This window comes from Actinoplanes sichuanensis, assembly GCF_033097365.1.
In the GTDB taxonomy this organism is placed as follows: domain Bacteria; phylum Actinomycetota; class Actinomycetes; order Mycobacteriales; family Micromonosporaceae; genus Actinoplanes; species Actinoplanes sichuanensis.
Window position 1 is genome coordinate 911741 of the sequence record NZ_AP028461.1, and the last position, 26660, is coordinate 938400.

General features: G+C 70.4%; 31 protein-coding genes. 18 read left to right on the top strand and 13 right to left on the bottom strand.

Features of this window, described 5'->3' with window-relative positions; genetic code table 11:
- The first annotated feature begins 69 nt into the window (after positions 1-69).
- Positions 70-306: a hypothetical protein gene (locus Q0Z83_RS03950; protein WP_317792397.1), complete on the top strand. Its 237-nt coding sequence runs from the start codon at positions 70-72 to the stop codon at positions 304-306.
- Between the two features lie 89 nt (positions 307-395).
- On the opposite strand, the gene Q0Z83_RS03955 is transcribed toward Q0Z83_RS03950, so the two are convergent.
- Positions 396-1178, bottom strand: a complete 783-nt coding sequence (locus Q0Z83_RS03955) for an endonuclease I family protein (protein WP_317792398.1) — start codon at positions 1176-1178, stop codon at positions 396-398.
- Positions 1179-1294: 116 nt separating this feature from the next.
- On the opposite strand from Q0Z83_RS03955, the gene Q0Z83_RS03960 reads away from it, so the two are divergent.
- Positions 1295-2137 (top strand): DUF1028 domain-containing protein, encoded by an 843-nt coding sequence (locus tag Q0Z83_RS03960; protein WP_317792399.1) that lies wholly within the window; start codon positions 1295-1297, stop codon positions 2135-2137.
- On the opposite strand, the gene Q0Z83_RS03965 is transcribed toward Q0Z83_RS03960, so the two are convergent.
- A complete protein-coding gene (locus tag Q0Z83_RS03965; protein ID WP_317792400.1) occupies positions 2125-2493 on the bottom strand; it encodes a hypothetical protein in 369 nt (122 codons plus the stop codon). The two genes, Q0Z83_RS03960 and Q0Z83_RS03965, sit on opposite strands and share 13 nt — an antisense overlap.
- Positions 2494-2541: 48 nt before the next feature.
- Here Q0Z83_RS03965 and Q0Z83_RS03970 point away from each other — a divergent pair, with 48 nt between their 5' ends.
- Positions 2542-2838 (top strand): hypothetical protein, encoded by a 297-nt coding sequence (locus Q0Z83_RS03970; RefSeq protein ID WP_317792401.1) that lies wholly within the window; start codon positions 2542-2544, stop codon positions 2836-2838.
- Between the two features lie 41 nt (positions 2839-2879).
- Positions 2880-3464, top strand: coding sequence for a hypothetical protein (locus Q0Z83_RS03975; protein ID WP_317792402.1), 585 nt, complete (start codon positions 2880-2882; stop codon positions 3462-3464).
- A gap of 33 nt (positions 3465-3497) precedes the next feature.
- Here the strand turns inward: Q0Z83_RS03975 and Q0Z83_RS03980 are convergent, their stop codons facing one another.
- Genes Q0Z83_RS03980 through pdhA form a run of 3 tightly spaced genes read right to left on the bottom strand, consistent with a single transcriptional unit; the run spans position 3498 to position 6858 of the window.
- Positions 3498-4787 (bottom strand): dihydrolipoamide acetyltransferase family protein, encoded by a 1290-nt coding sequence (locus tag Q0Z83_RS03980; protein ID WP_317792403.1) that lies wholly within the window; start codon positions 4785-4787, stop codon positions 3498-3500.
- On the bottom strand, positions 4784-5767 hold the full coding sequence (locus tag Q0Z83_RS03985; protein WP_317792404.1) for an alpha-ketoacid dehydrogenase subunit beta: 984 nt from the start codon (positions 5765-5767) through the stop codon (positions 4784-4786). Before Q0Z83_RS03985 ends, Q0Z83_RS03980 begins: the two co-directional genes overlap by 4 nt.
- Positions 5767-6858, bottom strand: coding sequence for a pyruvate dehydrogenase (acetyl-transferring) E1 component subunit alpha (gene pdhA, locus Q0Z83_RS03990; protein WP_317792405.1), 1092 nt, complete (start codon positions 6856-6858; stop codon positions 5767-5769). The genes Q0Z83_RS03985 and pdhA overlap by 1 nt, the downstream gene beginning before the upstream one ends.
- A 270-nt stretch (positions 6859-7128) precedes the next feature.
- Here pdhA and Q0Z83_RS03995 point away from each other — a divergent pair, with 270 nt between their 5' ends.
- Positions 7129-7575 carry an Lrp/AsnC family transcriptional regulator gene (locus Q0Z83_RS03995; RefSeq protein WP_317792406.1) on the top strand — a complete coding sequence of 149 codons (447 nt, stop codon included), beginning with the start codon at positions 7129-7131 and terminating at the stop codon, positions 7573-7575.
- Positions 7576-7706: 131 nt separating this feature from the next.
- On the opposite strand, the gene Q0Z83_RS04000 is transcribed toward Q0Z83_RS03995, so the two are convergent.
- Positions 7707-8669 carry a LacI family DNA-binding transcriptional regulator gene (locus Q0Z83_RS04000; protein ID WP_317792407.1) on the bottom strand — a complete coding sequence of 321 codons (963 nt, stop codon included), beginning with the start codon at positions 8667-8669 and terminating at the stop codon, positions 7707-7709.
- A gap of 191 nt (positions 8670-8860) precedes the next feature.
- Positions 8861-10303: a dienelactone hydrolase family protein gene (locus tag Q0Z83_RS04005; RefSeq protein ID WP_317792408.1), complete on the bottom strand. Its 1443-nt coding sequence runs from the start codon at positions 10301-10303 to the stop codon at positions 8861-8863.
- A gap of 66 nt (positions 10304-10369) precedes the next feature.
- Between Q0Z83_RS04005 and Q0Z83_RS04010 the strand changes: the two genes are divergently transcribed.
- Both Q0Z83_RS04010 and Q0Z83_RS04015 read left to right on the top strand, forming a co-directional pair.
- Positions 10370-11149: a hypothetical protein gene (locus tag Q0Z83_RS04010; RefSeq protein WP_317792409.1), complete on the top strand. Its 780-nt coding sequence runs from the start codon at positions 10370-10372 to the stop codon at positions 11147-11149.
- A gap of 12 nt (positions 11150-11161) precedes the next feature.
- A complete protein-coding gene (locus tag Q0Z83_RS04015; protein ID WP_317792410.1) occupies positions 11162-12619 on the top strand; it encodes a pentapeptide repeat-containing protein in 1458 nt (485 codons plus the stop codon).
- 89 nt (positions 12620-12708) lie between these two features.
- Here the strand turns inward: Q0Z83_RS04015 and Q0Z83_RS04020 are convergent, their stop codons facing one another.
- The 3 genes from Q0Z83_RS04020 to Q0Z83_RS04030 all read right to left on the bottom strand — a co-directional run bounded on the left by Q0Z83_RS04020 (position 12709) and on the right by Q0Z83_RS04030 (position 13992).
- On the bottom strand, positions 12709-13104 hold the full coding sequence (locus tag Q0Z83_RS04020) for a nuclear transport factor 2 family protein (RefSeq protein WP_317792411.1): 396 nt from the start codon (positions 13102-13104) through the stop codon (positions 12709-12711).
- A 79-nt stretch (positions 13105-13183) separates the two neighbouring features.
- Positions 13184-13687 carry a GNAT family N-acetyltransferase gene (locus Q0Z83_RS04025; protein WP_317792412.1) on the bottom strand — a complete coding sequence of 168 codons (504 nt, stop codon included), beginning with the start codon at positions 13685-13687 and terminating at the stop codon, positions 13184-13186.
- Between the two features lie 5 nt (positions 13688-13692).
- On the bottom strand, positions 13693-13992 hold the full coding sequence (locus Q0Z83_RS04030) for a winged helix-turn-helix transcriptional regulator (protein ID WP_317792413.1): 300 nt from the start codon (positions 13990-13992) through the stop codon (positions 13693-13695).
- Between the two features lie 99 nt (positions 13993-14091).
- Between Q0Z83_RS04030 and Q0Z83_RS04035 the strand changes: the two genes are divergently transcribed.
- Complete coding sequence (locus Q0Z83_RS04035) at positions 14092-14931, top strand: SDR family oxidoreductase (protein WP_317792414.1); 840 nt, start codon at positions 14092-14094, stop codon at positions 14929-14931.
- Positions 14932-15009: 78 nt separating this feature from the next.
- On the top strand, positions 15010-15912 hold the full coding sequence (locus tag Q0Z83_RS04040) for a helix-turn-helix domain-containing protein (RefSeq protein ID WP_317792415.1): 903 nt from the start codon (positions 15010-15012) through the stop codon (positions 15910-15912).
- Position 15913: 1 nt separating this feature from the next.
- On the opposite strand, the gene Q0Z83_RS04045 is transcribed toward Q0Z83_RS04040, so the two are convergent.
- On the bottom strand, positions 15914-16198 hold the full coding sequence (locus Q0Z83_RS04045) for a hypothetical protein (protein WP_317792416.1): 285 nt from the start codon (positions 16196-16198) through the stop codon (positions 15914-15916).
- Positions 16199-16312: 114 nt separating this feature from the next.
- Between Q0Z83_RS04045 and Q0Z83_RS04050 the strand changes: the two genes are divergently transcribed.
- The 3 genes from Q0Z83_RS04050 (at position 16313) to Q0Z83_RS04060 (ending at position 17851) form a co-directional block, all read left to right on the top strand.
- Positions 16313-16585, top strand: a complete 273-nt coding sequence (locus tag Q0Z83_RS04050) for a DUF7691 family protein (protein WP_317792417.1) — start codon at positions 16313-16315, stop codon at positions 16583-16585.
- A 484-nt stretch (positions 16586-17069) separates the two neighbouring features.
- Positions 17070-17270, top strand: coding sequence for a hypothetical protein (locus tag Q0Z83_RS04055; RefSeq protein WP_317792418.1), 201 nt, complete (start codon positions 17070-17072; stop codon positions 17268-17270).
- A gap of 65 nt (positions 17271-17335) precedes the next feature.
- Entirely contained in the window at positions 17336-17851 is a 516-nt protein-coding gene (locus tag Q0Z83_RS04060) for a hypothetical protein (RefSeq protein ID WP_317792419.1), read from the top strand.
- 7 nt (positions 17852-17858) lie between these two features.
- Here Q0Z83_RS04060 and Q0Z83_RS04065 read toward each other — a convergent pair whose 3' ends face one another.
- Entirely contained in the window at positions 17859-18626 is a 768-nt protein-coding gene (locus Q0Z83_RS04065; RefSeq protein ID WP_317792420.1) for an NPP1 family protein, read from the bottom strand.
- Between the two features lie 74 nt (positions 18627-18700).
- Positions 18701-19903, bottom strand: coding sequence for a chitosanase (locus Q0Z83_RS04070; protein WP_317792421.1), 1203 nt, complete (start codon positions 19901-19903; stop codon positions 18701-18703).
- Positions 19904-20067: 164 nt separating this feature from the next.
- Here Q0Z83_RS04070 and Q0Z83_RS04075 point away from each other — a divergent pair, with 164 nt between their 5' ends.
- From Q0Z83_RS04075 to Q0Z83_RS04100, 6 genes are all read left to right on the top strand, one after another.
- Entirely contained in the window at positions 20068-21243 is a 1176-nt protein-coding gene (locus tag Q0Z83_RS04075) for an ROK family transcriptional regulator (protein WP_317792422.1), read from the top strand.
- Positions 21244-21314: 71 nt separating this feature from the next.
- On the top strand, positions 21315-22583 hold the full coding sequence (locus Q0Z83_RS04080; RefSeq protein WP_317792423.1) for an ABC transporter substrate-binding protein: 1269 nt from the start codon (positions 21315-21317) through the stop codon (positions 22581-22583).
- A gap of 5 nt (positions 22584-22588) precedes the next feature.
- Positions 22589-23515 (top strand): carbohydrate ABC transporter permease, encoded by a 927-nt coding sequence (locus Q0Z83_RS04085; protein ID WP_317792424.1) that lies wholly within the window; start codon positions 22589-22591, stop codon positions 23513-23515.
- Positions 23512-24390 (top strand): carbohydrate ABC transporter permease, encoded by an 879-nt coding sequence (locus Q0Z83_RS04090; protein WP_317792425.1) that lies wholly within the window; start codon positions 23512-23514, stop codon positions 24388-24390. The genes Q0Z83_RS04085 and Q0Z83_RS04090 overlap by 4 nt, the downstream gene beginning before the upstream one ends.
- Positions 24387-25643, top strand: coding sequence for a family 4 glycosyl hydrolase (locus Q0Z83_RS04095; RefSeq protein WP_317792426.1), 1257 nt, complete (start codon positions 24387-24389; stop codon positions 25641-25643). The genes Q0Z83_RS04090 and Q0Z83_RS04095 overlap by 4 nt, the downstream gene beginning before the upstream one ends.
- Entirely contained in the window at positions 25640-26620 is a 981-nt protein-coding gene (locus Q0Z83_RS04100; RefSeq protein WP_317792427.1) for an N-acetylglucosamine kinase, read from the top strand. Before Q0Z83_RS04095 ends, Q0Z83_RS04100 begins: the two co-directional genes overlap by 4 nt.
- The last annotated feature ends 40 nt before the right edge of the window (positions 26621-26660 follow it).

Genomic DNA, 26660 nt, shown 5'->3' on the forward strand with positions numbered 1-26660 from the left:
GATGACGCACGGCTGGGAGATCGTAGAACACGTCAGAGTCCCCGTCACTATCCGTCGAGGAGTCTCGCCGTGAAGTTCCTTCGTGATGCCCGTACCGCCGTCGTCGACCGTCTCGCCGAGCGCCGCGCCCACCGCCGCCTGAGCGACGAGCTGGCCGCCTTCCGCACCGCCGCGGAACGCAGCGAGCTCGACATGATGCTCGGCCGGCACAGCGCCGCCGAGACCGCCGAGATCGACGCCATCCTGAGCCGCCAGGACGCCACCCGCCGCTACAGCGAGTCGCTGCACAGCGCGTACCGCGGCTGATCCGCCGACTCGGCCGACCCGGACCGTCCCCGGGTGCGGCCTCTTCGGAAACCCCGGTGTGCGGTTCGTGCACCGGGGTTTCCGCGCTCTCAGAAGATCGAGTCGACCCACTCCGGGTGGTCGATGAACGGGTTCCGGTTGTGCTGGTACCGCTCGAAGATGATCTCGTTGCGGCGCCGCTCGGACGCATCCACCGGATCCCGGTCGTGCCACACCTTCAACACCGAGAGCCGACCCAGCTCCGGCTTCTTGTTGTCGCGGACGACGGATTCGGAGACCTCCAGGTCCTTGCGCCGATCCTCATACCGCACGGCCATGTAGAAGACCATCCGTGCGACATCACCCTTGACCGCGTCCCGCGGCTCCCAGGAGTCACCGTCGACCCGGTTACCGGGTGCCTTGTCGTAGGGCTTGTCGCTGACGTCGAAGTCTTTGTTGCCGCGGTCTCCGTTCACCTCGGGATCCTCCGGCCGCAGATGATGCAGGTCGGTGCCGGGGCCGGGATTGGTGGTGAGGTTGCCGTGTGACTGTGGCCAGACGTGTTCACGGTTCCACTGGCCCTTACCGCCGCCGTTGCGACTCTTGGAACGGCTGAATCCCGAATAGAACAGCATCACGTCGGCCCGGTTGCCCGGGTCCTCGTCGGTCACCCTGAGGGCGTCCCACACCTGGTGGTACGTGATGGTCGTCGCCCCCGTCGAGATGATGCCGTGCAGGGCGTCCTTCAGGCGTTCGCCGGACAGGCCGCGCGCCGCGTCGTAGTAGTCGGCGTCCGCGGCCACGGCCGGTGCGGCGACCGGGGTCGAGGCCAGGGCGAGCACCCCGGCGGCGAGCACCGTCAGCACGCGGCGCGGCGAGGTCGAATTGGGCACCAGCACTCCGTTCACCCGGGAATATCAGCGTGCCGAGCGTAGAAAGCCCAGCCGCTCCAACCCGTCGGAAACGCCGGGCCGCTCCCTCGAACGGGCGTACCGCGTACGGTCTCGTCATGACCTTCTCGATCGTCGCCCGTTCCGCGGACGGGACCGTGCACGGCGTGGCCGTGGCCAGCAAGTTCCTCGGTGTCGGTGCGGCTGTCCCGGCCGCTCTGGCCGACGTCGGCGCGGTGGCCACCCAGTCGTACGCGAACCTCGCCTACCGTCCGCAGGCCCTCACGCTGCTCGGCACCGGGGTGACCGCGACCGGCACGGTCCAGGCGCTGACCGCCGGCGACGGTGGACCGGTCACGCACCGGCAGGTCGGGGTGGTCGGCGTCGAGGGGCCGGGTGCCACGTTCACCGGCGATCAGTGTCATCCGTGGGCCGGTGGGGTCGCCGGGGACGGTTACGCGATCCAGGGCAACATGCTGGCCGGTCCCGACGTGGTCGGCGACATGGAGGCCACCTGGCTGGCCGGTGCCGGTCAGCCGCGGCTGCCGTTCCGGCTGCTCGACGCGCTGCGCGCCGGGGACCTGGCCGGCGGCGACCGGCGCGGGCGGCAGAGCGCCGCGCTGCTGGTCGTGGCGAAGGGCATGGGGTACGGCGGGACCAGCGACGTTCTGGTCGACCTCCGGGTCGACGACCACCCGGACCCGGTCACCGAACTGGCCCGCCTGCTGGAGTTGCACACCCTCTACTTCGAGCGCCCCGACCCGGCCACGCTGATCCCGCTGTCCGGTGACGTCGCCGACGAGGTCCGCACCAGGCTCGCGAAGGCCGGCCACACCGCCGACGACCTGGACGAGGCGCTGGCGAGCTGGGCCGGTGTCGAGAACCTGGAGGAGCGGATCGTGGCGGGCGCCATCGACCCGCTGGTGCTGGCCCAGCTACGGGCGGCGGCTCAGGCCGGGTGACCGCGGCGGTTCCGGACACCGACCAGGACGGCCGACACGAGCGCGGTCGCCAGGGCCAGGCCGATCAGCAGCATCGTGGTGCCGACGGCATAGAGGCCGGTCGTGTCCAGGCCGGCCGCGTTGCGGGTCCAGGCGGCGGTGAACCCGAGGGTCACCGCCGCACACGCCAGGATCGGCCGGAGGCCGGCCAGCTCGGCGGCGACCAGCAGGACCAGCAGCGCGACTCCGGCGGCGGCGACCTGCGACACCTCGTAGGTGTTGCCCGGCCCGAGGCAGACGAGCCATGCCAGCACGGCCAGGCCCGCGACCAGGACGGTGGCCAGGGCCTGAAAAATGAATCCACGTTTAGCTGACATGGACGTGACCTTAGGTCATGCAGTCACGCCGGAGAATTTCCGGGCGAGGTGTCGACCGGGCCCGTGGAGGAGTGCGTCGAGTGGTTCAAGCGCTGCCTGGTCCGGACGAAGGGCGGCGAGCCGACGAACATCGAGATCCGGCGGCAGTACACCGCCGAGGATTTCGGTGAGCAGCTCACCGGCGAGCAGCGGGCGGCGGTGGCGAGACGTGAGGAGAGCGCCGACCCGGCGTACCGGCCGTTCGCGGTGCAGCAGGGCGCCGAGCTCGCGGCCCGGCTGACCCCGCGCGAGCCCGAGGTGCACGGCCTGGCCGCCGCGATGATCGACATCGACAGGCCTGCCTAGGCTGTCGGTGTGCTCTCGGCTATGACGATCGGGAGGAACCGATGCGTTGGTCAGCGAGTCTCCTCGTACCCCTGATGCTGTTGTCGGGTTGTAGTTTCGGTATCGAGGTCGGTTATTCGGCGCCCGAGACGGATCCGCCCGCCCAGTCCGGGAATCGTCTGCCCGGCCCGTGGCAGGAGTCGGACTGCATCGCGCCGTTCGGCGGCGGTTGGGTCAAGGTCGCCTGCACCGACCCGGACGCTCAGGCGAGCGTCACGAAGGTCAGCCACGCCGAGGGCAACCAGCGGTTCACCCTGAAACCGGACTGCCCGCCCGGCACCGACCAGGCGGTCAGCCTGCCCGGCCCCAGCTCACAGACCTACGTCTGCGCCCGCAACCTGAACCCGCCGCACCCCGGCGACCCGGGCATGGGCGGCGGCATCCTCGAGGTCGGTGACTGTCTGCACGGCGACGGCAAGAACGTCGGCGAGGTCCCGTGCGACGGCTCCGGCGACACCCCGAACTACAAGATCTTCCAGATCAGCGGGACCGGCTGCCCGGTCGCCCGCACCGACGAGGCGTTCAACCTGGGCTCGACCGTGCTCGGTGTCCCCGAGGGCGGCTACGCCTGCGCCGAGAAACTGTGATCCCGGCCCGTCGTCCGGGCCGGGATCAGCAGGTCACAGCCGTGCCAGCGCCGACGACGGGTCCTCCATCGCGTCGGCCACGGCACGCAGGAAACCGGCCGCCGCACCGCCGTCACACACCCGATGATCAAAAACAAAGGACAACTGTGCGATCTTTCGTACGGCCAGAGCACCGTCGATCACCCAGGGCCGGTCGATGATCCGCCCGAGCCCGAGCATGGCCACCTGCGGATGGTTGATGATCGCCGCGCTGCCGTCGACTCGGAACGCGCCGTAGTTGTTCAGCGTGAACGTCCCCGCCGACAGTTCCGCCGGTGTCGACTCGCCGCGTAGCGCCCGGGCCGTCACGTCCCGGATCGCCGCGTCCAGGCTGGTCGCCGTCATCGTCTCCGCGCCGGTCACCGCGGGCACCACCAGGCCGCGAGGACTCTGCACCGCGATGCCGAGGTGGATCCGGTCGAGTTCGACGATCTCCTGCCGTTCGGTGTCGAGGCGCGCGTTGAACACCGGATACTCCCGCAGCGCGGCCACCGTGAACCGCGCGATGTACGCCAGCAGACCCGGTGCACCGGGTTTGCCCCGACCGCGTTCGCGTAGTTCCCAGAGGGCGGTCGCGTCGACGTCCACCCACACCGTGGCCTCGGGGATCTCGGCCCGGCTGCGGCTGAGCACGGCCGCCACCTGCTTCCGGAACCCGTTGAGCGCGACCCGCCGCTCCCCGTTGCCGGCCGTGGGCGTGACCATCGGGGCCTCGACGGTCCGCGGTGTCGTGGTAGACGCCGATTCGACGTCCTGGCGGGTGATGACGCCGTCCGGCCCGGTGCCGCGCAGCGCCGACAGGTCGACGCCGTTCTCCCGGGCCAGTCTCCGGACCAGTGGCGACGCGACCTTCGGGGCGGCCGGGCGGCTCGGCGGCTCGGGGGCGGAGGGCCGTGGATTACGGGGCCGACGGTGCCGGGCGGACGCGGCCGGGCCGGGTGTGGTCCCGTACCCGATGAGGACGTTGCCCGATCCGGCCCGTTCCTCCTCGCGGTAGGTCTCCGCCGCGAGCGACGTCTCAGCCGGGGGAGCGACCGTGATCAGTGGCGCGCCGACGTCGAGGGTGGTGCCCTCGGCCGCGTGCCGGGTGGCGACCCGGCCGGCGTGCGGTGACGGAACCTCGACCATCGCCTTCGCGGTCTCCACCTCGACGATCGGCTGGTCCACGACGATGATGTCGCCCTCGGTGACGAGCCAGCGGACGATCTCCGCCTCGGTCAGTCCTTCGCCGAGGTCCGGCAGCACGAAGGTGCGAGTGTCGGTGGCCTTGCTCGGGGCGGTCACGCGTACTCCCACTGCAGTTCGTCGACGGCGTCGAGGATGCGGTCGACCGACGGGAGGTGGACGTGTTCCAGTTTCGGCGGCGGGTAGGGGATGTCGAAGCCGGTCACCCGCCGGATCGGGGCGTGCAGCGAATGGAAGCAGCGTTCCGTGACCCGAGCCACCACCTCCGACGACACACTGGCGAACCCGGCCGCCTCGGCCACCACGACGGCCCGCCCGGTCGACCGGACCGCCGCGCACACCGTCTCGTCGTCGAACGGCACGATCGAGCGCAGGTCGACCACCTGCAGACTGCGGCCCTCCTGGGCGGCGGCTTCGGCGGCCTCCAGCGCCACCGGCACGGCCGGCCCGTAGGCGATCAGCGTGGCGTCGGTGCCCGGCCGGCGGATCACCGCCTTGCCGATCGGCGGCACCGGGGCGGTCAGATCCGCCTCGACCTTCGAGAAGTACAGCTTCTTCGGCTCCAGGAAGACGACCGGGTCGGCGGATTCGATCGCTTCGCGGAGCAGTCGGTACGCGTCAGCCGGATCCGACGGAGCGATCACGTGCAGGCCCGGCGTGTGCGCGTAGTAGGCCTCGGACGAGTCGCAGTGATGCTCGACCCCGCCGATCCCACCGGCATACGGCACCCGGATGACCAGCGGCACCTCCACCCGGCCACGGGTCCGGTTGCGCATCTTCGCCGCGTGGCTGACCAGCTGCTCGAACGCCGGATACGCGAACGCGTCGAACTGCATCTCGACGACCGGGCGCATGCCGTTCATCGCCATCCCGATCGCCATCCCGAGGATCCCCGACTCGGCGAGCGGCGTGTCGAAGCAGCGCTGTTCCCCGAACTCGGCCGACAGCCCGTCGGTCACCCGGAACACCCCGCCGAGTGGGCCGACGTCCTCGCCGAACACGACGACCGACGGGTCGGCGCGCATCGCGTCCCGCATCGCCCGGTTCAGGGCGGTGGCCATGGTGAGTTTCTCCGGCATCAGCTGACCTCCTCACGGGACAGTTCGTCGGCGACCAGGGCCTGCTGCTCGCGTAACTGCGGGGTGGGCTGCGCGTAGACGTGGGCGAACAGGTCCCGGTAGTCGGCCGCGGTCTCCTCGTTCAGGCCGGTGCGCATCCGCTCGGCCAGTTGTTCGGCCTGCTCGGCGTACCCCCGCGCATTCTGCTCATCGAGGAGGTCGCGCCCCCGCAGATAGGTCTCCAGCCGGGTGATCGGGTCGCGGGCCAGCCACGGGGTCACCTCGTCGGCCGAGCGGTAACGGCCCGGATCGTCGGCGTTGGTGTGCGCCTGCACCCGATAGGTGTGCGCCTCCACCAGCTGCGGACCCTCACCGGCCCGGGCCCGCGTCACCGCGGCGCCCAGCACCTTCAGCAGCGCGGCGACGTCGTTGCCGTCGACCCGTTCGCCGGCCACGCCGTACCCGATGCCCTTGTGCGCCAGCGACGGCGCCGCCGTCTGGCGGGCCAGCGGGACCGAAATGGCGTATTCGTTGTTCTGGATGAAGAACACCACCGGGGTACGGAAGACCGCGGCGAAGTTGAGCGCCTCGTGGAAGTCGCCCTCACTGGTCGCGCCGTCACCGCAGACCGCCATGACGACCGTCGGCTCACCGCGCAGCCGGGCCGCGTGGGCCACCCCGACCGCGTGCAGCAGATGCGTGGCCAGGGGGGTGGCCTGCGGCGCGACCCGGGTGGCGTGCGGGTCGTACCCGCTGTGCCAGTCGCCGCGGAGCAGGGTCAGCGCCTGCACCGGGTCGACACCGCGGGCCACGATCGCCGCGCTGTCCCGGTAGGTGGGGAACAACCAGTCGCCGTCGTCGAGCACCTGGACGCAGGCGACCTGGCAGGCCTCCTGTCCGTGCGAGGAGGGATAGACGGCCAGCCGGCCCTGGCGGACCAGGGCGTTCGCCTGGTCGTTGAACCGCCGGGCGGAGATCAGGGCAGCGTACGCGCGTACCAGTGCCTGAGGGTCGGGCAAGTCGTGGCCGACGTGCGGAACGGGGTGGCCGTCCGGGTCGATGAGCGTCACCGGCTCCGTGGACGGCAGCAGGAGAGCTGCGTCACGTGTCATGCACGGATTCTGGCGAGCTTGCCAAACGATCACCATAGGCGCGGGAAAGACGAGATATTGTTTCGCATAGGCCGGTTTTCGAGAGCCGTTCGTCTTTCGGATGGTCGCCGCCGACCGGGCCGGAGAGACAGGTGGCCAAGAGATCGGCGGCGGGTTGGTGGCCGTGATCCGGCCGGAGGCGGGTGGCCGGGCGTTCGGTCGCGGGTCGGTGATCGAGTGTTCGGGTCCGGGCTCGCGGCGGCGGCCCCGGCGGGGAAGGCAGGTGGCTTCGTGATCGACGACACCGATCGGCGCATCCTCGCCGAGCTCGGCCGGGACGGGCGGATGTCCATGCGCACCCTGGCCGAGACGCTGCACATCTCGCGCGCCAACGCCTACGCCCGGGTCGCCCGCCTCCAGCAGGACGGGGTGATCCGCGGCTTCCACGCCGACGTCGACCCGGTCGCGGCCGGGCTGACCACGGCCGCCTACGTGACCCTCAACCTCCAGCAGGCCAACTGGCGTGAGGTGCTGGGGCGGCTGAGGTCCCTGCCCGGGGTGGTGCACATCGGTCTGGTGGGCGGCGACTTCGACGTGATCCTGCTGGTCCGGGTGGCCGACAACACCGAGCTACGGCACCTGGTCCTCGACGAGATCCAGGGCATGGCGGGCGTGGTGAGCACCCGGACCCTGCTCCTCTTCGAGGAGTCGACCCCGGCCGGCCGGCCCACCCCGTAGGCCGTTCCCCTCCATCGCCGCGCTCGGCCGGCCGCAGCCGGTTTTCGGTCATCGCGTCGGTCGGTTCGAGCCGCGGATCGTCGGGCGGCCGCGCTCGGCCGGCCGCAGCCGGTTTTCGGCCATCGCGCCGGTCAGCTCGAGCCGCGGATCGTCAGGTGGGTGGGCAGGCGGCCCGGCGGTGGCAGGGCCGGGTCGAGCAGGTGATCGATAGCGGACGCGGCCTCGTCTTCGACAGGCATGTACACCGATGACAGGTCCGCTGCCTCGGCCAGCGCGCTGCCGTCGAATCCGACGACCGCGACGTCGTCGGCGACCCGGCGGCCGGACTCGCGCAGCGCCTGCAGCACACCCATCGCGGTGACGTCACAGGAGGCGAACACGGCGTCCAGGCGCGGCTCGCGGGACAGTAACTCCCTGGTCGCGGCATAGGCGCGGGCGCGCGTGAAGTCGCCGTCGACGGTGGTCACCGGCCGGGCGGCGCCGGACATCACGCGCAGGAAACCGGCTTTCCGTTCGTTCGCACACGGGGTCGGCGGGCCGAAGACGGCACCGACCCGGGTGCGGCCGGTGGTCACCAGGTGGGTGGCGGCCTGGAACCCGCCGTCCTCGTTGTCCGGGGCGACGAACATGACACCCGGCGCCGAACGACCCAGCGCCACCGTGCGCCCCCGGCGCGCGTAGGCGGCCCCGGCCGCGCCCGGCACGTTGATCAGCAGGCGCCCGAACGGCGGGTCGGTGTCGTCGGCGGGCAGGGTGGCGACCCGGCGGACCGACAGCGCGATGTCCCGGTCGCCGAGCGCGCGCATCGCACCGGTCAGCACCCGGCTGTAGAACGGTTTGACGCTCATCGCCTCCGGATCGGGGTCGACGATCAGCACCTCGATGCGCTCCCGGCGGCCTGCCGCGGCCCGGCCGGTGGCCAGCGCACGGGCCACCGCGTGCGGCTCGAAGCCCAGCTCGGCGGCGACCGCCCGCACCCGACGGCGAACCGCTTCGGACACGCCGTAGGTGCCGTTGATCGCCCGGGAGGCGGCCGCCCGCGACACTCCGGCGACCCGGGCCACATCGGCGAGCGTGGGACGTTGATCCGTCATGACCCGACGATATCTCTGAATGGTTTCAGCAGCCGCCGGGCGGCAGGATGGTCTCCGAAGGTCGCCGGGCGGCAGGACGGTCTCCGAAGGTCGCCAGGCGGCAGGACGGTCTCCGAAGGTCGCCAGGCGGCAGGACGGTCTCCGAAGGTCGCCGGGCGGCAGGGTGGTTGGGGGAGCGCGGGCAGAGCGCGTCAGCCGACCAGGGGCAGGGTCACCGCCAGCGGCCAGGTCACGACGACGGCTCCGGTCAGGGCGGTCAGCCAGACGGGCGCCGAGCGCCGGTTCAGCAGGACGCTCCACAGTGTCTGCCAGAGCAGCAGTCCGACCAGCGGGACCAGCACCAGCACCACGAAGCCGTGGGTCAGGCCGGTGACCGCCGCGGCGGCCAGCACGACCACGAAGACCGCGGCGACCGCGAGCAGGGCCACCGGGTCGCCGCCGGTGACACGTTCGGCCGCGTAGGCGAACAGGGCGAACGCCGCCCAGATGATCAGAAGCAGCCACCAGCGGTCACCGACGGGAAGAGCGTGGGTCATGCCCAGATGCACGGGTACGGCGATCGCGACCGCCGCATACGGGAGCGCCGACAGGAGCCGGGGGCGGTTCACCGTTGCACCGGTCGATGGGGCGCGGCGGGCCGCGTACAGCAGAAGCAATGCCCCGGTGACGGCCGCATAAACGGCGACGTATCCGGCGATGGCCAGCGGAAAGATGCTCGTCGGCAGGAGCCGCGCGGTCAGCGCGCCGATCGCCGCCGCGGCCCCGGCGACCACCGTGATCGTGGCGCGGGTCCGGAGTGTGCCGCCCGGTGTCGCCGCCGGTGCGCCGCCGATCCGGGCGACCAGCGGGTGAAAGCCGATCAGGAAGGCCAGCCCGAGCAGCGCCGCCCCGGCGAGCCGCCGCCCGGGGAACGGGATCCCGGCATCGGTGAGCGGCCCGCCGAACGCCTGGTCGAGCCAGGTGACGGTCTCCCGGTGGGTGGCCGGCGCGTACAGGACGGAGATGTGCTCGACGCCGGGGATGACCCGGACCGCGCGGTCGGCACGTTGCGCGGCGACCGCGGTGGCGGCCTCCCGGAAGCCGGGGAACTCCAGGCCCCCGACCACGGTGAGCAGGCGGGCCGGGCGGTCGGCGGAGGCGACTACCGCGCTCGGCAGGGAGATCGCCACGGTGGCGGTGATGTCCGGATGTGCGGCCGAGTACCGGGTGACGGCGCCCGCGCCCATCGAGTGCCCGACCAGCGCGATCCGGTCCGGGTCGACGTCGGGCAGCGAACGCAGGTGGGCCACCGCGGTCGCCAGGTCGGACTGGAGGGCCTCGGTGGACCTCTCGGTGCTCGCGGTCTGGTCCGGCAGCGGGTGGGTGTTCGCACCGTGCCCGGCGAGGTCGAGCAGCACGACGACGTAGCCACGGGCGGCGAGGGTGTCACCGAACGGGGCCATCAGCCGCGCCGAACCGGAGAAGCCGTGCGCCACGACGACACCGGGTCGGCGGCCGTCGCCGGCCGGGCGCACCACGTCGAGCGGCACCCCGGCCGCGGTGATGTGGTCCCGGTGCGGGCCGTCCCCGGCTCCGGCGATCAGCCAGGCGCCACCGGCCAGCAGGACGAGCAGAAGCAGCAGCGTACGTCTCAAGGGGCCCCTCCGCGCCGGATCCTATCGTCCGTCGTCACTTCGACCGAATGTTGTAGATTCCTGGCCGTGAGCGGGAACGAATTGGCGCAGAGCCCGGAAACGACATTCACCGCATTACTGATGGCCGCCGCCGAACTACCCGGCGTCCGAATCGACCGGACCGCATATCTGCAGTCCGCGCTGAAGCGTTTCTGCAGCGAGGACGAGATTCGTCGGGCGGTCGCCGAGAGCCCCGCGGCGGCCGGTATTCCCCGGGAGTTCCTGGACCGGGCGGCGAACGAGTCGATCAACAGCGAGGGGCTCCGGACGAGCGCGCTGTCGGCCGTCACCGGGCTGCCCGGCCTGTTCCTCCTGCCGGCCGCGGTGCCCGCCGACGCCGCTCAGTATCTCGGGCACATGCTGCGGATCGCGCAGATGCTGGCCTATCTGTACAGCTGGCCCGACCTGTTCGACGACGACCTGGACGACGCGGCCAAGGGTGTGCTGACCCTCCTGGTCGGTGTCATGGTCGACACCGCCGCGGCGGGTGCCGCAGTGGAGAAGGTCGCGGGTCTGCTCGCCGAGGACCCGTCCCGGCAGACCCTCACCAAGGCTCTGGTCTACCCGGTGGTGGCCCGGGTGGCCGGCTGCCTCGGGCTGGAAATGGCGAAACAGACCTTCGCCCGTTCCGTTTCCAAAGCCGTCCCGATCCTCGGCGCCGTGGTGTCCGGCGGATTCACCCTGGCCACCTATCTGCCGATGGCCCAGCGGCTGAAAAAGCACCTCGCCGGTCTGGAACTGTCGAATCCGGAGCACCGGGTCGTCAACGCCGATTTCGCGGAGGCCCCACCCGCCGACCCGGTGTGACAGCATCTCGGCATGGCGCGCATGTCCGCAGTGGAACGACGGGTCCGGGCCGCCTTCCACGCGGGCGCCGAGATCGCGCTTGCGGCCGGTGATCCGCCGCTGCCCGGTGCGGTGATCGCCGACCTGCTGTGCCGTCCGGTCGACCGGGCCGAGCATCCGCGGGCGGCGCTGCGGCTGCGCGGGGCCACCGTCACCGGCCCGGTCGACGTCACCGACGCGGAGATCGCGGTTCCGGTGCGGTTCCGGGAGTGCCGGTTCGACGCGCCCGTCGACCTCTCCGGCGCGCAGCCGGCCGACCTGCGGTTCAGCCGCTGTGAGCTGCACGGGTTGCGGGCCCGGCTGGTGGTGGTCCGCGGTGATGTCAGCCTGGCCGACAGCACCGTCGAGGGCCCGCTCGATCTGTCCGACGCCCGGATCGGCGGTGACCTGGTCCTCGAACGGGCGCGCCTGCGTCACCCGGCCGGTCGGGCTCTCGCCGCGGCCCGGCTGACCGTCGGCGGCAGCCTGCTCGGGACCGGCCTGCACGCGGCCGGGGAGCTGTGGCTCGACGGCGCCCAGGTGGGTGGCAACCTGGTGCTCGACGGCGCGGTGCTGCGGAACCCGTCGAAGCGGGCGGTCGCCGGAGACCGGTTGGTCATCGGCGGGAACCTGCGGGCCGGGGACGGGCTCGACGTACACGGTGAGCTGTTCCTGGTCCATGTTCAGGTGGGTGGCCAGCTCTGGTTCGTCGGCGCGACGCTGGCCGCCCCGGACGGGTTCGCACTGCACCTGGGCAGTGGAAAGGCCGACAGTGTGTGGCTGTGTTTCGCCGAGACTCCGGTCGGGCGGGTGCGGTTGTCCGGGCTGCGGGCCGAGACCGTCTTCGACGACCCGGCGGTGTGGCCGGCCCGGCTGGACCTGGTCGGGTGCACGTACCGGCTGCTGATCGCGCGGTCGTTCGAAGGGCGGCGGCCCGGACCGGCCGCGGTGGTCACGGTGCCGGTCCGGCGGCGGCTGGAGTGGCTGCGACGCAGCCCGGACGGGTACGCGCCCCAGCCGTACGAGCAGCTCGCCGAGGCGTACCGCCGCGGTGGTCAGGATGTCGAGGCCCGCCGGGTGCTGCTGGAGAAACAGCGCCGCCGCCGGACCGGTCTGCACCTGCCCGGCCGGATCGGCGGCTACCTGCTCGACGGCCTGGTCGGGTACGGCTACCGCACCTGGCAGGCCGGCCTCTGGCTGCTCGTCTTCTGGGCCCTCGGCGCGGCCGCGTTCACCGCCTGGCCGCCGCCGCCCCGCAACCGGGCCGAGGCCCCGGAGCCGTCGGCCGCCCTGTACGCGCTGGACCTGCTCCTGCCGATCATCAACCTGGGCCACGACACGGCCTGGAAACCGGCCGGAACCGCACAGTACGTGGCGGCCGCGCTGGTCGTGATGGGCTGGGTGCTGACCACCGCGGTGGTGGCCGGCCTGTCCCGCATCATCAACCGCTGAGGCTTGACCTGAAGTCCGGTTGAGGTCAGGACGAGCCGGCCGGCCCTGGACCGAGGCGGCGGCAGCCTGATCGTCGAGATCGAGTTCGGTCAGGCCTCGGCGAAATAGTCACGCAGGACGGCTATCCGGCCGTCTCGCAGCCGGAAGATCTGCACCAGCGACATCGTCGTCCGCGTGCCGTCGACCTGCGCCAGGACGACGTCGATCTCGGCGATGAACACATCCGGATCAGCGGTGTCGTGCAGGACGTAGGCGGTCCGTTCGATGTCGATCGTGCCCGGCGGCGCCGGCCGGGTGTGGTAGGCGGCGGTCCCGGCGCGGATGGCGTCCCGCCCGGCCAGGTGGCGCAGCGGATGACCATCGGCGACGAGGGGCGCTTCGAAGACACCGTCCTCGGTGAACATCGCGGCGATCGCGTCCGGGTCACGGGTGATCGCACCGGCGTACAGATACCGCTCGAAGACCTGCTGATGAGTGAGCTCCACTCTCCACTCTATCCCGGCTGCCGCGGCTCCATCCCGGCTGCCGCGGCTCCATCCCGGCTCCCGCGGCCATGCCGGGCCGTCACGTCAGGTCGTCGGCGAGCAGGTCCATCAGCATGCCGTCGTGCCAGGTGCCGTCCGGGCCGCGCTCGTAGCGCCGCATGACGCCGACCGGCCGGAACCCGACCTTCGCATAGCAGCGGATCGCGGCCTCGTTGTCGGCGGCCGGGTCGATGACCAGGCGATGATGGCCGAGGCCGTGGATCAGGTGCCGGGCCACGGTACGGACCGTGTCGGTGCCCAGGCCCAGCCCGTGCACCGTGGGGGAGAGGTAGATGTCGATACCGGCGTGCCGGTAGTCCGGATCGGCCTCCTCGCTCCACTGGACGGCGCCGACGACCTGTTCCCGGTGCACGATCGTGTACACCTCGGTGTCCGGGTCGTCGAGACCCTCCGCCACCTCGGCGGCCAGGTCGGCACCGCCGCCCCACCGGCCGTACACCTCAGGGGTCTTTCGAATCTCGGCCAGCGCCGGAACGTCGTCCCGCGTGGCCGGCCGCAGTCGGACCAGCTCGCCGTTCAGCATGGCGTTCACCGTACGGCCGCGGGCGACGGATTGGCCTCGCCCCACGCCAGCATCGCGTTGAGCACGCTGTTCAGGCTGCGGCCCTGCTCGGTCAGCTCGTAGACGACCCGCGGCGGCACCTCGGCGTGCACCGTCCGGGTCAGGATGCCCTGATGCTCCAGCGCCCGCAGTCGGTCGGTGAGCGTCTTCGCGCTCGGCATGCCCAGCACGGTGCGCAACTCGGTGAACCGTTTCGGCCCCGGCATCAGCTCCCGCACCACGAGCGTCGCCCATTTGCCGTCCAGAACCTGGAGGGTCCGCTCCACGCCACAACCAGGTTCGAGCTGCTCAGAGCCAATGGTTCCCATCCGGAAACAATATAACTTCCTGGGTACTGCTATCCATGGGGAACTACGTTCGCCACCATGACCGAGACCACCGTCGTCCTGCACGGCGCCACCGGAACCCAGGGCCGCGCCATCCTCCGCGGCCTGCTCACCGCCGGGCACCACGTCCGCGCCGTCGCCCGCAACCCCGTCGCCCACGCCGCCGTCCAGCCGTTCGCCGCCGATCTCCTCGACGTCGAGGCCCTGACCGCGGCCTACACCGGAGCCGACGCGGTCGTCGTCCAACTGCCGATCAACTTCGAGGATCATGCGGTACGGCAGACCGAAGCGGTTCTGGCCGCTCTCGCCAAGGCCGGGGTCCGGCGGGCCGTCTTCAACACCGGCGGCGGTCTGCCCCCGTCGTCGCCGATCGGGGTGCCGTTCGTGGACGCCCGGGTCCGCCTCGCCCTCGAACTGCCGAACGTGGTCGAGCACGCGTCGGTGACCGGCCCGGCCGGTCCCTACCTGGAGAACCTGGTCGCCCCGTGGTCCGTGGCGCTGATCCGTGACCGGGGCGAACTGCGCTACCCGATCCCGGCGTCGGCGCCGGTCCCGTGGCTCGCGGCCGCCGACCTCGGCACGGTGATCGCCGACTTGACGCTCGCGGCGGCCCCCGCGCCCGCGTGTGTGGTCGCCGGTCCGGTCCTGCTCACCGGTCCGGAGCTCGCCGCCGCCCTCAGCACGGCCGCCGGCCGCGAGGTGCGCTGGCAGACCATCGACCCCGCCGAGTACGCCGGCATGCTGGCCCCGCACCTCGGTGAGGCGACCGCGGCCGGTATCGCCTCGGTCTACACCAGCCCGGCCCCGGCGCCGGACCCGGCGACCCTCACCCACGGCGAGACCACCGCGGCCGCCTGGGCGGCAGAACAGACCTTCTGAGCGGTACGGCGCCCGCTGTTCCCGCCGTCGGCCGATCGGGCTTGACTCGCCAGTGGCTGGAACCTTCAGGATTCAGCCATGAACGACCGAGCCGAACTGATCACCATCGGACAGCTTTCCCGCCGCTCGGGGTTGGCCGTGCGAACCCTGCGTTTCTGGGCGGACGAGGGAGTGGTCCCGGCGGCCGGCCGCTCGGCGGGCGGCTACCGCCTCTACGACGCCGCCGGGGCGGCACGTGTCGAACTCGTCCGCACCCTGCGTGAACTCGGCCTCGGACTGGACGACATCCGCCGGGTGCTGGACGGGTCGGCGACCGTCGCCGAAGTCGCCGACGCCCACGTGGCCGCCCTCGACGCGCAGATCCGTGCCCTCAAGGTCAGCCGGGCCGTGTTGTCCACCGTGTCGAAACGTGGTTCCACAGCTGAGGAGACAGCACTGATGAACAGGTTGGCGCGGCTTTCCGCCGCCGAACGCGCGCAGATCATCGAGGATTTCAAAGCCGAAGTCTTCGGCGGCCTCGACATCGAACAGGATCGGCGGGAAAAGGTGCGCGAGTTGCGTGTCGAACTGCCCGACGATCCGACGCCCGAGCAGGTGGACGCCTGGATAGAACTGGCCGAGATGGTACAGGATCCGGATTTCCGCACCCGGATGCGAGCATTCCTGGAACTGAACACCCCGGCGCCGGGCGGGGCGACCCCGCCCGGCGCGCGGATCTGGTGGGCCCGGCAGGTCGTCGAAACCGTCGCGAAAGCCAGGCGCGACGGCATGCACCCCGACGGGCCCGCCGCGGTCGAACTGGTCTCCGGCATGTTCGGTGACACCGACCGCGCGGCCGTGCTCCGGTCCCTGGAAGCCGGGATCGAGGCCGGCGCGGAACGGTACCGCCTGCTCGTCGCCCTGGTACAGGGCCGCACCAGCGCGCCGGAGGCCACCGCGGAACTGCACTGGCTGGCGGCCGCGCTGAGAGCGGCGGGCTGACTCAGATACGACGGCCCATCAGCCGGCGGGCCTGCCGGTACAGCGCCTGGGCCGGCTTTTTCAGAATCAGGAACAGGGCGCCGGCGACCAGCGCCACAGCGCCCGCGACGACTTTCGCGAACGCCTTCTGGGCAGCGTCGAAAAGCACGACGAACGGCAGGATCAGAAAATACAGGCCGAGTGTGGCGATGCCGAGCAGAAGGTGCGCCCAGATCGGCCAGCCGGCCAGATCCTTCTCGAGGAAATGCGGTTCAGGCTCCGGCCGTCCCGGCAGTTGTTGATACACGCTGTCCACAATAGGTAGCCCGCACCACCAGAAATGGTCCCGTCTTCACCTCGATGTCATACCCGGCTCGTACCATCGGCCACTCTGCTCGGGCGACGGTACGGGGGATGCACCATGGGATACGGCGCACAGGTATGGGCGGTCGACCTCGACCGGCTGCGTGGTGAGGTCGGTAGCGGCGATCGGGAGCTGGCGCAGCGGTATGGCGAGGGTTTCGCCGGGCGCTACGACTCCCTTCAGGACGGCATCGACGACGCGACCGGCGATGTCGGCATGATTACGCCGGTCGATGTCGCCCGGCACATGATCCTGGGCGAGCCGTATGACGATCGCCTCGGGAACCCTGGAGGAGCCCGCCGAGCGCATCTCCTGGTTCGGCGCGAATGACGACGAACCCAGCGAATACATGGCCGCCGCCGGTGACGTGTTCCAGTGGCTTACCGAGGCACACGACATGAAACGCTCTCTCGTGGGTTTCTTCCACTGATCGGAGACCGGTCGAGGTCGGCCCCCGATCCGCTGGATTCCAGGACCCGCGATTCGGCCCGGCCCTAACCTCGACAGGCGAGGACTCCGGGGGAATTCATGCGTCGTATGGTGCGATACCAACCGGCCGGCCGGGCGATCGACGAGCCGGTGACCAAGCTCGGCCGACGGCGAACCGTTCGACCCGTTCGACTCATTCGACGAGGAGGCGAAGGACGACGAGGAAGACGATGACGAGGACTCCGGCGAATACGCGATCGACGGGACTTCCGAGCCGGACGCGGGCGAGAACGCCGTCATCATCCAGCCCGGTGGCCGCGTCCCGTCATTCGTCACGGTGCGGAATCAACGCACCGGCCCCGCATTCACCGAGGACCATCTCCCGGTGGACGGCGGGACCGACGACATGGAGTTTCTGGGCGGCGAACCGACATGGCTCCAGAGCCCGGCCCCACCCGGTCCGGACTGGCGCCTGGTCGGCCAGTTGACCGACCGCCTCGGCCACAACTTCGGCGACGTCGGTGTCGCCTACATCTTCGTCTCCGCCGACCGCACCGAGGGCCGTTTCCTCTGGCAATGCCACTGACGACCAGGTATGCGCCGCCACGGATATTCGCTTGGTCCGCGGGTGGGGGCGGGGCATGGTGGGGCGTGGTCACGATTCAGCGGGTCCGGGTCAGGTGGAGTGCCGCGGGGCGCGGGGCGACCCGGGCCGCAGCACGGCGCGGGCTGTGCCGGCCGGTCCCGCTGCCGTCGCCGCTGCCGGATGGAGCGGTGGTCGTTCATGAGCTGCTCGCCGAGGAAGCGACCGGTTATGCCTGGCACGAGGACGTCCGGGTGCGTGACTTCGAGCGGGTCCGGGACATCGGCCTGGAGCTGACCCCGGACGGGGACGGGCTCGTGGTGGAGCGGCTGCCGAGTCTGGGGGCGCCACCGCACCACGGCGGGTCGCACCGGCTGTTCCGGCTCGGGCCGCGGCAGGTGGGGGAGTATCGAGCCAACTTCCGGTTCGTCGGCGGCTGCTGCGGTTCGACCTGGCACTACGAGGAGTGGCTGATCCGGATCGCCAAAGACGTGGTGGACGCCGAACAGTTCGCGCGCCGGCGGCCGGCTCATCAGGCCGACCGCCGGGTGCACCTCTACGGCGGCGAGCCCCGCTCGCGGTAGAAGCGGGTCACGCGTACGGATCGAAGGGGATTCCGGCCGGCTTGGCGGCGTTCAGCAGGTACTCGAAGGAGCCGTCCTTGATCTTGATGGTGGCCGAGCCGAAGTCGGCGGCCATCAGGCGGTTGCGGAGTTCGAGGCTGGGGTAGCCGTTCCAGTCGACCAGGGGCGGGTAACGCCAGTTGTGGTAGTGGTTCTCCGGCGGCTCGTCGTTGCTGTTGGCGAGGCGGAAGAAGTGCGTGGACAGGCCGTCCTTGTGGTAGACGACCTTCGGGTGGCTGCCGTCGAATCGAACCTGCGAGCGGGCGTACGTCTTCTGCGAGCTGTGCTGGGTCGTGCTGACGTAGTCGACCTGGTCGGTGGCCTGGTTGACCCACGAGATGACGTGTTCCCAGTCGTGCCGGTGGCCGCCGAGTCCGCTGCCGGCGACGGCCTGGTCCTTCTCGAAGTAGGCGGCGTAGACGATCCCGCACCAGCCGTTGTTGCATTTCGACCGGGCGTACGTCTGCGAGTTGTCCAGATCCCACTGGTCGCGGCAGCTGCCGTTGACCGCGCCGGTGGTCTTCAGGCCGGGTGCGAGGGTGCCGTCGGGGCCGATGGCCGCGGTGGCGTAACAGCCGTCGCCGTCGTAGTCGAACGCGGGGGAGAACGACTGCTCGTACCCGCCGGCGTTCTGCGGAAGGTTGTGCGGGGGATCGGCGAAAGCCGGGGTGGCCGTGGCCGCGAGGAGCAGCACGGCGAAACCGGTGGCGGTTCCGGCTCGGGCGAGGCGACGCATAGGGGGCCCTTCGTTGGGTCGCGATAGGAAGGGATCTTTACCGTTGAGGTTGACGTCAGTCAATAGACGGGGCCTCAGCCGATGTGGAACGGATCGCCGTAGACGCTGAAGTCGAGCGGAGTGTTCAGGTCGAAGTTGCCGTTGTTCAGGAACACTCGCTGCGCGGTGTCGATCCGGGTGACGTCGGAGTGGGCCTCCTCCTTCTTCATCTCGACGACCCGCTCGTCCAGGAACGCGTTCAGCCAGGTGCGCTCGTCGCCGCCCTGCGCAGGCGGCTTCGCCTTCTTCAGAGCGCGGGTACGGATCGACCGCATCCCCTCGTAGCCGTGCACCACCGACGCGTCGTAGTAGGCGAACTGCCCGAGTGCCCGTACCCCGTCGGATCTACCGTCCCGAACCGACGGGTTGAAGTAGACCCGGTCCCGCTCGGACTCCTGGGCGGCCTGGAACACCGGGTCGGCCGCCGCGGTCTTCCAGTCCCGGGTGAAGTCGGGGTCGAGCCCGGCGTGCGACGCCGTGCCGTTCACGCTGCGTAGCGCCGGCAGGTATTTGGCCAGCACGTTCGACGGTTTGGTGGCGGTGTAGGCCTCGACGAGTTCGAGCATGTCACCGGTGCCCGAGCAGAAGCCGATGACGCCGGCCGTGTAGCCGCGGCCGTCGCCGATGTCCTCGATGTAGGAGAACTGGGCCCGCCAGTTCAGCGACGAGTTCTCGGCCGCCGAGACGATCTGCATCGCGACGTCCTTCTTCGCCGGATCGTCGAGGTTCTTTCCGGCCGGAGCCGAGGTGGGTGTGGTGGTGCCGCCGGGCAGGGTCCACTTCTGGTTCGCCGTGGCGGCGCAGGTCCAGATCTGCAGGCGGGTGCCGTTGGCGCTGCTGTTGCCGGTTGCGTCGAGGCACTTGCCGGACCCGGTGTTCACGAGGGTGCCGTTGGTGGCGGTCCATTTCTGGGCGCCGGTGGCGTTGCAGTCGTACAGCTGGATCTTGGCGCCGTCGGTGGTCGACGCGGCCGTGACGTCGAGGCATTTGCCGAGCGCCCGGAGGGTTCCGTCGGTGTTGCCGACGGTCCACTGCTGGGCGGCGCTGTTGTTGCAGTCGTAGAGCTGGACGGCGGTGCCGTTGGCGGTCGCCGCGCCGGCGACGTCGATGCATTTGCCGCCGAGGCCCTTGATCGGGCCGGCCGTGGCGGCGCTGGCCGGCAGCAGTCCGACGATGATCGCCGTACCGGCGATGACCAGGCCTGATGTGGCGTAGGCGAGGGTCCTTACGCGAATCATGGCGCTCCTGTGAGAGGGGAACGGTTGGGGTGGCGCGCGCGTTGGGGACGGACTCTACGACTGTTAAGTAGCTTTATCAATGTTTGCTGACGGGCTTGACGCGAGCCGTGCGGTGGCACAGGATGAGGCAACTGTTAAACACTTTGCCTATTACGGAGGCTCGGATGGCGCGGCTGGCCGGCTCGTCCAAACTGCTGCGCGCCATGAACGAGAGCGCCGCACTCGAGTTGCTCCTCGAGCCGGGCAACCTCACCCGGGCCGACCTCCGCAAGATCACCGCGCTGTCCACGCCGACGATCTCCGAGGTGCTCCGCCGCCTCACCGAGGCCGGGCTCGTCGACGTCGTCGGGCACGCCAGCGGACGGCCCGGGCCGAACGCCGAGATCTACGCGGCCAATCCGGACGCGGCCTACGCCGTCGCCGTCTCGGTGCGTGACGTCGGAACCAGCGGCACACCGTCGGTGGTGGCTGGGCTCTGCGATCTTACCGGTGCGGTCCGGGCCCGGTTCGAGTCCCGCATCGATTTCCTCGGCGCCGATCCGGTGGCGGTGGTGGCCGATCTGGTCGACCGCCTGCGTGCGCAGGCCGACGTCGACGCCGGGCTGATCCGGCACGTGCAGCTCGGCGTGCCCGGCTCCTACGACCCGCGCACCGACACGATCCGCCTGGTCGACGTGCCGGGTTTCGATCGTCCCGGTCTGCGGTCGGCGATCGCCGCCGAACTCGGCACCCAGGTGGGGGTGGACAACGACGTCAACCTGGCCGCGGTGGCCGAGCGACGGCGCGGCGCCGGGCAGGACGCGGAGAACTTCGCGTTGCTCTGGATCGGCCAGGACGGTCTCGGTCTGGCCATCGACATCAACGGCTCGCTGCTGCGCGGCACCCGCGGGGGTGCCGGCGAGATCGGGTACGTGCCGCTCTACTCACCCGACTCTCCGCACCGCAAGCTCGACCTGCAGGACCTCTTCGGCGGCGCCGCGATCATGGAGCTGGCCCGGGACGACAACCTCGCGGGGGACACTCCGGCCGAGGTGGTCGCGGCCGCCGCCGCGGCCGGCGCCGAGGTGTTCATCGAGACCCTGGCCGACCGGATCGTGGTCGGTCTCGCCGCCGTGACCGCCATCCTCGACCCCCACCTCGTGGTACTCGCCGGTCCGATCGCCCAGGCCGGCGGCGACACCCTGCTCACCGCGGTGAACAATGCGTTCCGGCGGGCCGCCCCGCTGGAGAGCTCGTTCGCCGTCACCACCATCGAAGACGACGCGGTGCTGGTCGGTGCTCTCGACGCCGGTCTCGCCGCGGTCCGGCAAGCCTTGATCGCCGCCATTCGGGACAGCTAGTCCCCATGTGAAAGGCCGAAATAGTGAACAAACGGATACCCCATGCCCTTTTTGCCCTGGTAGCTGCGGGTTTGCTAGTCACCGGTTGCACGCCCGCCCCGAAAGAGAACAAGATCGCCGACCCGGGAACCGAGGTCTCCGGAACCGTCGAGCTCTGGCACTTCTTCACCGAGCGCGAGGCCGCGGCCATCGACGACGTGCTCGAGGACTTCTCCACCGGTCACCCGAACATCAAGGTCACCGTCAAGTCGGGACAGGACGACTCCAAGGTCACCCAGGCCATCGGCGCCGGCAACGGGCCGGACATCGGGCTCTCCTACTCCACCGACATCGTCGGCAAGTTCTGCTCCTCCGGCGCTTGGGTGGACCTCAACCCGTACATCGAGCGCGACAAGGTCGACCTCGCCAAGCTCAACGCGACCACCAGGTCGTACACCGAGTTCGGCGGCAAACGCTGCGCCATGCCGTTCCTCGCCGACGCCTACGGGTTGTACTACAACAAGGATCTGTTCGCGAAGGCCGGCCTGAGCACGCCGCCGAAGACCCTCGACGAACTCACCGAGTACGCCAAGAAACTGACCGTCCGTAACCCGGACGGCTCACTCAAGACCGTCGGCTTCCTACCGCTCTACGACTTCTACGAGAACTCGGCCTCGCACCTCGCCCCGGCCACCGGCGCCAAGTGGCTCACCGCCGACGGGAAGAGCGCGGTCGGCACCGACCCCGGCTGGAAGGCCCTGCTGACCTGGCAGAAGAACCTCGTCGACTGGTACGGCTACGACGACCTCACCAAGTTCAAGGCGAGCCTCGGCGACGAGTTCAGCGCCGACAACGCCTTCCAGAAGGGTCAGGTCGCGATAAACGTCGACGCCGAGTACCGGCTGGCGTTCCTCAAGGATCAGAGCCCCGACCTGAAGTACGGGGTGGCACCGATCCCGACCACCGACCCGGCCCGCTACGGCGGTGGCTACGTGACCGGCAACATCATGGGCATCAGCAAGAACGCCAAGAACCCCGAGGCGGCCTGGGAACTGATCAAGTACCTGACCACCGACGACAAGGCGGTCATCAAGCTGGCCGGCCTGCTGAAGAACGTGCCGACCACGACGACCGCGATCGCCGACCCGGGACTCAACGCCGACCAGGACTTCAAGGCGTTCATCGACATCTTCAACAACCCGAACTCGATGACCTCACCGCCGTCGAAGTCCGGCCCGGCCTACCAGGAGACCTTCGGGACGTTCCTGACCGGGTACCAGTCCGGCAAGGTCGCCGACCTGAACCAGGGGCTGGCCGAGGCGGACAAGCAGATCGACAGCGTCATGTCGCTGGGCGGCTGACCGAGGTGACCGGCACTTCCCTGCGCCGGAGCGCGACGACCTTCTCGTTCGTCGCGCCCGCGCTCCTCGGCATCGCGATCTTCTTCGTCTACCCGTTGATCTCGGCGATCTACTTCTCGTTCACCAAGTTCGACCTGCTCTCCGTACCCCGATGGGTGGGTCTTGAGAATTATCGGCGGATGGCCGACGACCCCTTCCTGCTCCAGGCGGTGCGCAACACGCTGTGGATGGTGGTGGTCTTCGTGCCGGTCCGGATCCTCGGCGCGATCGGCCTGTCCATGCTGCTGGTGCAGCTCAAGCGGGGTGCCGGGTTCTTCCGGACGATCTTCTACCTGCCCGCCCTGGTGCCACCGGTGGCCGCCACCATCGCGTTCGTCTACCTGCTCAAGCCGGGCACCGGCCCGGTCAACCACTTCCTCGAGATGATCGGGATCGACGGGCCGCTCTGGTTCAACTCTCCCGTCTGGGCGAAACCGTCGCTGGTCCTGCTGGGCCTCTGGGGCATCGGCGACCTGATGATCATCTTCCTGGCGGCTGTGCTGGGTGTCCCGGAGAGCCTCTACGAGGCCGCGTCGCTGGACGGCGCGAACGCCTGGCACAAGTTCCGGTCGATCACGCTGCCGACGATCCGCCCGGTGATCCTCTTCGCGGCGGTCACCGGTGTGATCTACACGTTGCAGTACTTCGACCAGGCGGCGGTGGCCGGCTCGATCGCCAGCGGGCAGGCCACCGTCGGCGCCGGGATCTCACAATCCTTCGGCTACCCGGAGGGCTCCACGTTCACCTATCCGCTGTGGCTCTACACCGTCGGATTCCGGTACAGCGCGCTCGGCTACGCCAACGCCCTCGCCATCGTGTTGTTCCTGGTCGCGCTGTCGGTCACGGTGATCCTGCTGCGCCGGGCCAAGGCCTTCTCCGGGGAGGAATCATGACGATCACCATGGAGCGGCCGGTCGAACAGGCCGCACCCACCCGGGCCGTCAAACGGCAGAACCGGCTCGTCTGGATCGCCCGGCACAGCATCGCCATCGCGCTCGCCATCATGTTCGTCACGCCCGTCGTCTACCTGGTCCTGCTCTCGCTGATGACCAGCAATCAGGCGCTCACCAGCGACTACTGGCCCAACACCTGGCATCCGGAGAACTACCTCAGGGTCTTCCAGAACACCCCGCTGCCGCACTACCTGCTCAACACCGTGCTGTACGCGGTGACCGCCACCGTCCTCACCCTCGTGTCCAGCGTGCCCGCCGCGTACGCCCTCGCGAAGTTGAAGTTCCGGGGCCGCAACCTGATGTTCCTCGTGGTGATCTGCGTGATGATGCTGCCACCGCAGGTGGTGACCGTCCCGCTGTATCTGATGTGGGCGCGGTACGGCCTGACCGGTTCGCTCGCCCCGCTGATCATCCCGGCGCTGTTCGGGGACGCGTTCTGCATCTTCCTGCTGCGCCAGTTCCTGCTGACCATCCCGAGCGAGTACCTGGACGCGGCCCGCGTCGACGGCTGCGGCGAATGGCGGACCCTGCTACGGGTGGTGCTGCCGATGGCCCGTCCCGGCATCGCGGCGGCCGGACTGTTCCAGTTCTTCTACTGCTGGAACGACTACTACGGTCCGCTGCTCTACACCAGCGAGAACGAGAGCTCGTGGACGCTCTCGCTCGGCCTGGCGTCGTTCCGGACCGTCCACCACGTCGACTGGAACCTGGTCACGGCGGCCACCGTGCTGGCCATGGCCCCACTGATCATCATCTTCTTCTTCGCCCAGCGCTCGTTCGTGCAGGGCATCACGCTGACAGGATTCAAAGGGTGAAAATCGCAGTCGTCGGAGGCGGATCGACCTACACGCCCGAGCTGGTCGACGGGTTCGCCCGGCTCGGCTCGACCGTCTCCGAGCTGGTGCTGATCGACCCGGCCGCCGAACGGCTGGAGATCGTCGGGGCGTTCGCCGCCCGGATCTTCCAGCACTACGGGCATCCCGGGCGGGTGACCTGGACGTCCGATCTGGACGCCGGGGTCACCGACGCCGACGCCGTCGTCATCCAGTTGCGCGTCGGCGGGCAGCAGGCGCGAATCACCGACGAGACGTTCCCGCTGGACTGCGGCTGCGTCGGGCAGGAGACCACCGGGGCCGGCGGCCTGGCCAAGGCGCTGCGAACCGTTCCGGTGATCCTCGACGTCGCCTCGCGCATCCGGGCCCGGGCCAAACCGGGCGCCTGGATCGTCGACTTCACCAACCCGGTCGGGATCGTGACCCGGGCGCTGCTCGACGCCGGGCACAAGGCGGTCGGTCTGTGCAACGTCGCGATCGGTTTCCAGCGGCGGTTCGCCGGTTACCTGGGCGTTGATCCGTCCGCGGTGGTCCTGGACCACATCGGCCTGAACCACTTGACCTGGGAGCGGGCGGCGCTCGTGGACGGTGTCGACCGGCTGCCCGGCCTGCTCGCCGACCACATGTCGGAGATATCTGGCGAAGTGGATATTCCTGCCCCGGTCATCGCGATGCTGGGCGTCGTGCCCTCCTACTACCTGTCCTACTTCTACCGCCACGACGAGCACGTCCGTGAATCGCGCGGGGAGAAGACCCGCGGCCGGCGCGTCGCCGAGATCGAGGCGACGCTGCTCGACATGTACCGCGACGTCACCCTCACCGAGAAACCGGCTCTGCTCGGCGAGCGCGGCGGCGCCTACTACTCCGAGGCCGCGGTCGGGCTGCTCGCCTCGCTCTTCGGGCTCGACGACACGTCCGTGCACTCGGTCAACATCCGCAACAACGGCACCCTCCCGTTCCTGCCGGCCGACGCCGTCATCGAGGTCTCGGCCCGGGCGGGCCTCGACGGGCCGGCGCCACTGCCGGTCACCGCGTTGCCGCCCGATCTGACCGCGTTGATCACACACACCTGGGGGTACGAGGAACTGGCGCTCGACGCGGCGTTGCGCGGCGGCCGTGACCGGGTCTACCGGGCGCTGCTCGCCCACCCGCTGATCGGGCAGCACGAGCAGGCCGACGCCCTCACCGACCGGCTGATCGCGGCCGGCCGTGCCCATCTCGCGTGGGCCCGATGAGCGACCTGTACCTGGCGGTCGACGGCGGCAACTCGAAGACCGACGTGGTCCTCGGCGACGCCGCCGGCAAGGTGCTCGCCACCGCCCGTGGCGGCACGTCCTCCCCGCACAACATCGGCCTGTCCGGAACCGTCGACGTGCTCGGCCGGTTGATCGCGACCGCCCGGGAACGGGCCGACCTCCCGGCCGACACCCGGATCGAGACGGTCGCGGTCTATCTGGCCGGGGCCGACCTGCCGATCGAGGTGACCCGGCTGCACGAGGCCGTCTCGGCGCAGGGCTGGGCCCGGCGGGCACTCGTCGACAACGACTGTTTCGCGCTGCTCCGGGCCGGTACGTCGGCGGCCGACGCGGTCACCGTGGTGTGCGGGGCCGGCACCAACTGCGTGGGGCGGGCGGCCGATGGGCGTACCGCCAGATTCGTCGCTCTCGGCTCGATCTCGGGTGACTGGGGCGGCGGCCATGACCTCGCCGAACACACCCTGCGCGAAGCGGCGCGCGGCGAGGACGGCCGAGGCCGTCCGACCGCCCTGTCCACGGCGGTGGCCGCCCATTTCGGGCTGCCGACCGTGGAGCGGGTGAGCATCGCCCTGCACCTGGGTGAGGTGTCCCGCGACCGCATCCCGGAGCTGACGCCGCTGCTGTTCGAGGCCGCGGCGGCGGGTGACGAGGTGGCGTCGGGGCTGGTCAGTCGCCAGGCGTCGGAGATCCTGGCCCAGCACCGGGCGGCCGCCACCCGCCTCGGCCTGCTGACCGCTCCGCACGCCGTGGTCCTGGGCGGCGGTGTCCTGCAGGCCCGCATCCCGCAGTTGCACGACGCGGTGGTCGGCGGCCTGCACGCCCAGGCGCCGCTGGCCGAGGTGACGGTCCTGGACACCCCGCCGGTGACCGGCGCCGCCCTGCTGGCCCTGGACACGCTGGACGCCGCTCCGGACGCCGAGCCCATCCTCCGGGCCGCCCTCTCCACCCCCATCTGAGTTCCCCGCTCGCCGCTGTCTCGACGCTCCCGGAGACGGC

Coding starts and splice junctions, on each gene's coding strand:
- Q0Z83_RS03960 (WP_317792399.1), top strand. CDS start 1,295: ATGACCTTCTCGATCGTCGCCCGTTCCGCGGACGGGACCGTGCACGGC.
- Q0Z83_RS03965 (WP_317792400.1), bottom strand. CDS start 2,493: ATGTCAGCTAAACGTGGATTCATTTTTCAGGCCCTGGCCACCGTCCTG.
- Q0Z83_RS03975 (WP_317792402.1), top strand. CDS start 2,880: ATGCGTTGGTCAGCGAGTCTCCTCGTACCCCTGATGCTGTTGTCGGGT.
- Q0Z83_RS03985 (WP_317792404.1), bottom strand. CDS start 5,767: ATGCCGGAGAAACTCACCATGGCCACCGCCCTGAACCGGGCGATGCGG.
- pdhA (WP_317792405.1), bottom strand. CDS start 6,858: ATGACACGTGACGCAGCTCTCCTGCTGCCGTCCACGGAGCCGGTGACG.
- Q0Z83_RS04000 (WP_317792407.1), bottom strand. CDS start 8,669: ATGACGGATCAACGTCCCACGCTCGCCGATGTGGCCCGGGTCGCCGGA.
- Q0Z83_RS04015 (WP_317792410.1), top strand. CDS start 11,162: ATGGCGCGCATGTCCGCAGTGGAACGACGGGTCCGGGCCGCCTTCCAC.
- Q0Z83_RS04025 (WP_317792412.1), bottom strand. CDS start 13,687: ATGCTGAACGGCGAGCTGGTCCGACTGCGGCCGGCCACGCGGGACGAC.
- Q0Z83_RS04035 (WP_317792414.1), top strand. CDS start 14,092: ATGACCGAGACCACCGTCGTCCTGCACGGCGCCACCGGAACCCAGGGC.
- Q0Z83_RS04040 (WP_317792415.1), top strand. CDS start 15,010: ATGAACGACCGAGCCGAACTGATCACCATCGGACAGCTTTCCCGCCGC.
- Q0Z83_RS04050 (WP_317792417.1), top strand. CDS start 16,313: ATGGGATACGGCGCACAGGTATGGGCGGTCGACCTCGACCGGCTGCGT.
- Q0Z83_RS04065 (WP_317792420.1), bottom strand. CDS start 18,626: ATGCGTCGCCTCGCCCGAGCCGGAACCGCCACCGGTTTCGCCGTGCTG.
- Q0Z83_RS04070 (WP_317792421.1), bottom strand. CDS start 19,903: ATGATTCGCGTAAGGACCCTCGCCTACGCCACATCAGGCCTGGTCATC.
- Q0Z83_RS04075 (WP_317792422.1), top strand. CDS start 20,068: ATGGCGCGGCTGGCCGGCTCGTCCAAACTGCTGCGCGCCATGAACGAG.
- Q0Z83_RS04090 (WP_317792425.1), top strand. CDS start 23,512: ATGACGATCACCATGGAGCGGCCGGTCGAACAGGCCGCACCCACCCGG.
- Q0Z83_RS04100 (WP_317792427.1), top strand. CDS start 25,640: ATGAGCGACCTGTACCTGGCGGTCGACGGCGGCAACTCGAAGACCGAC.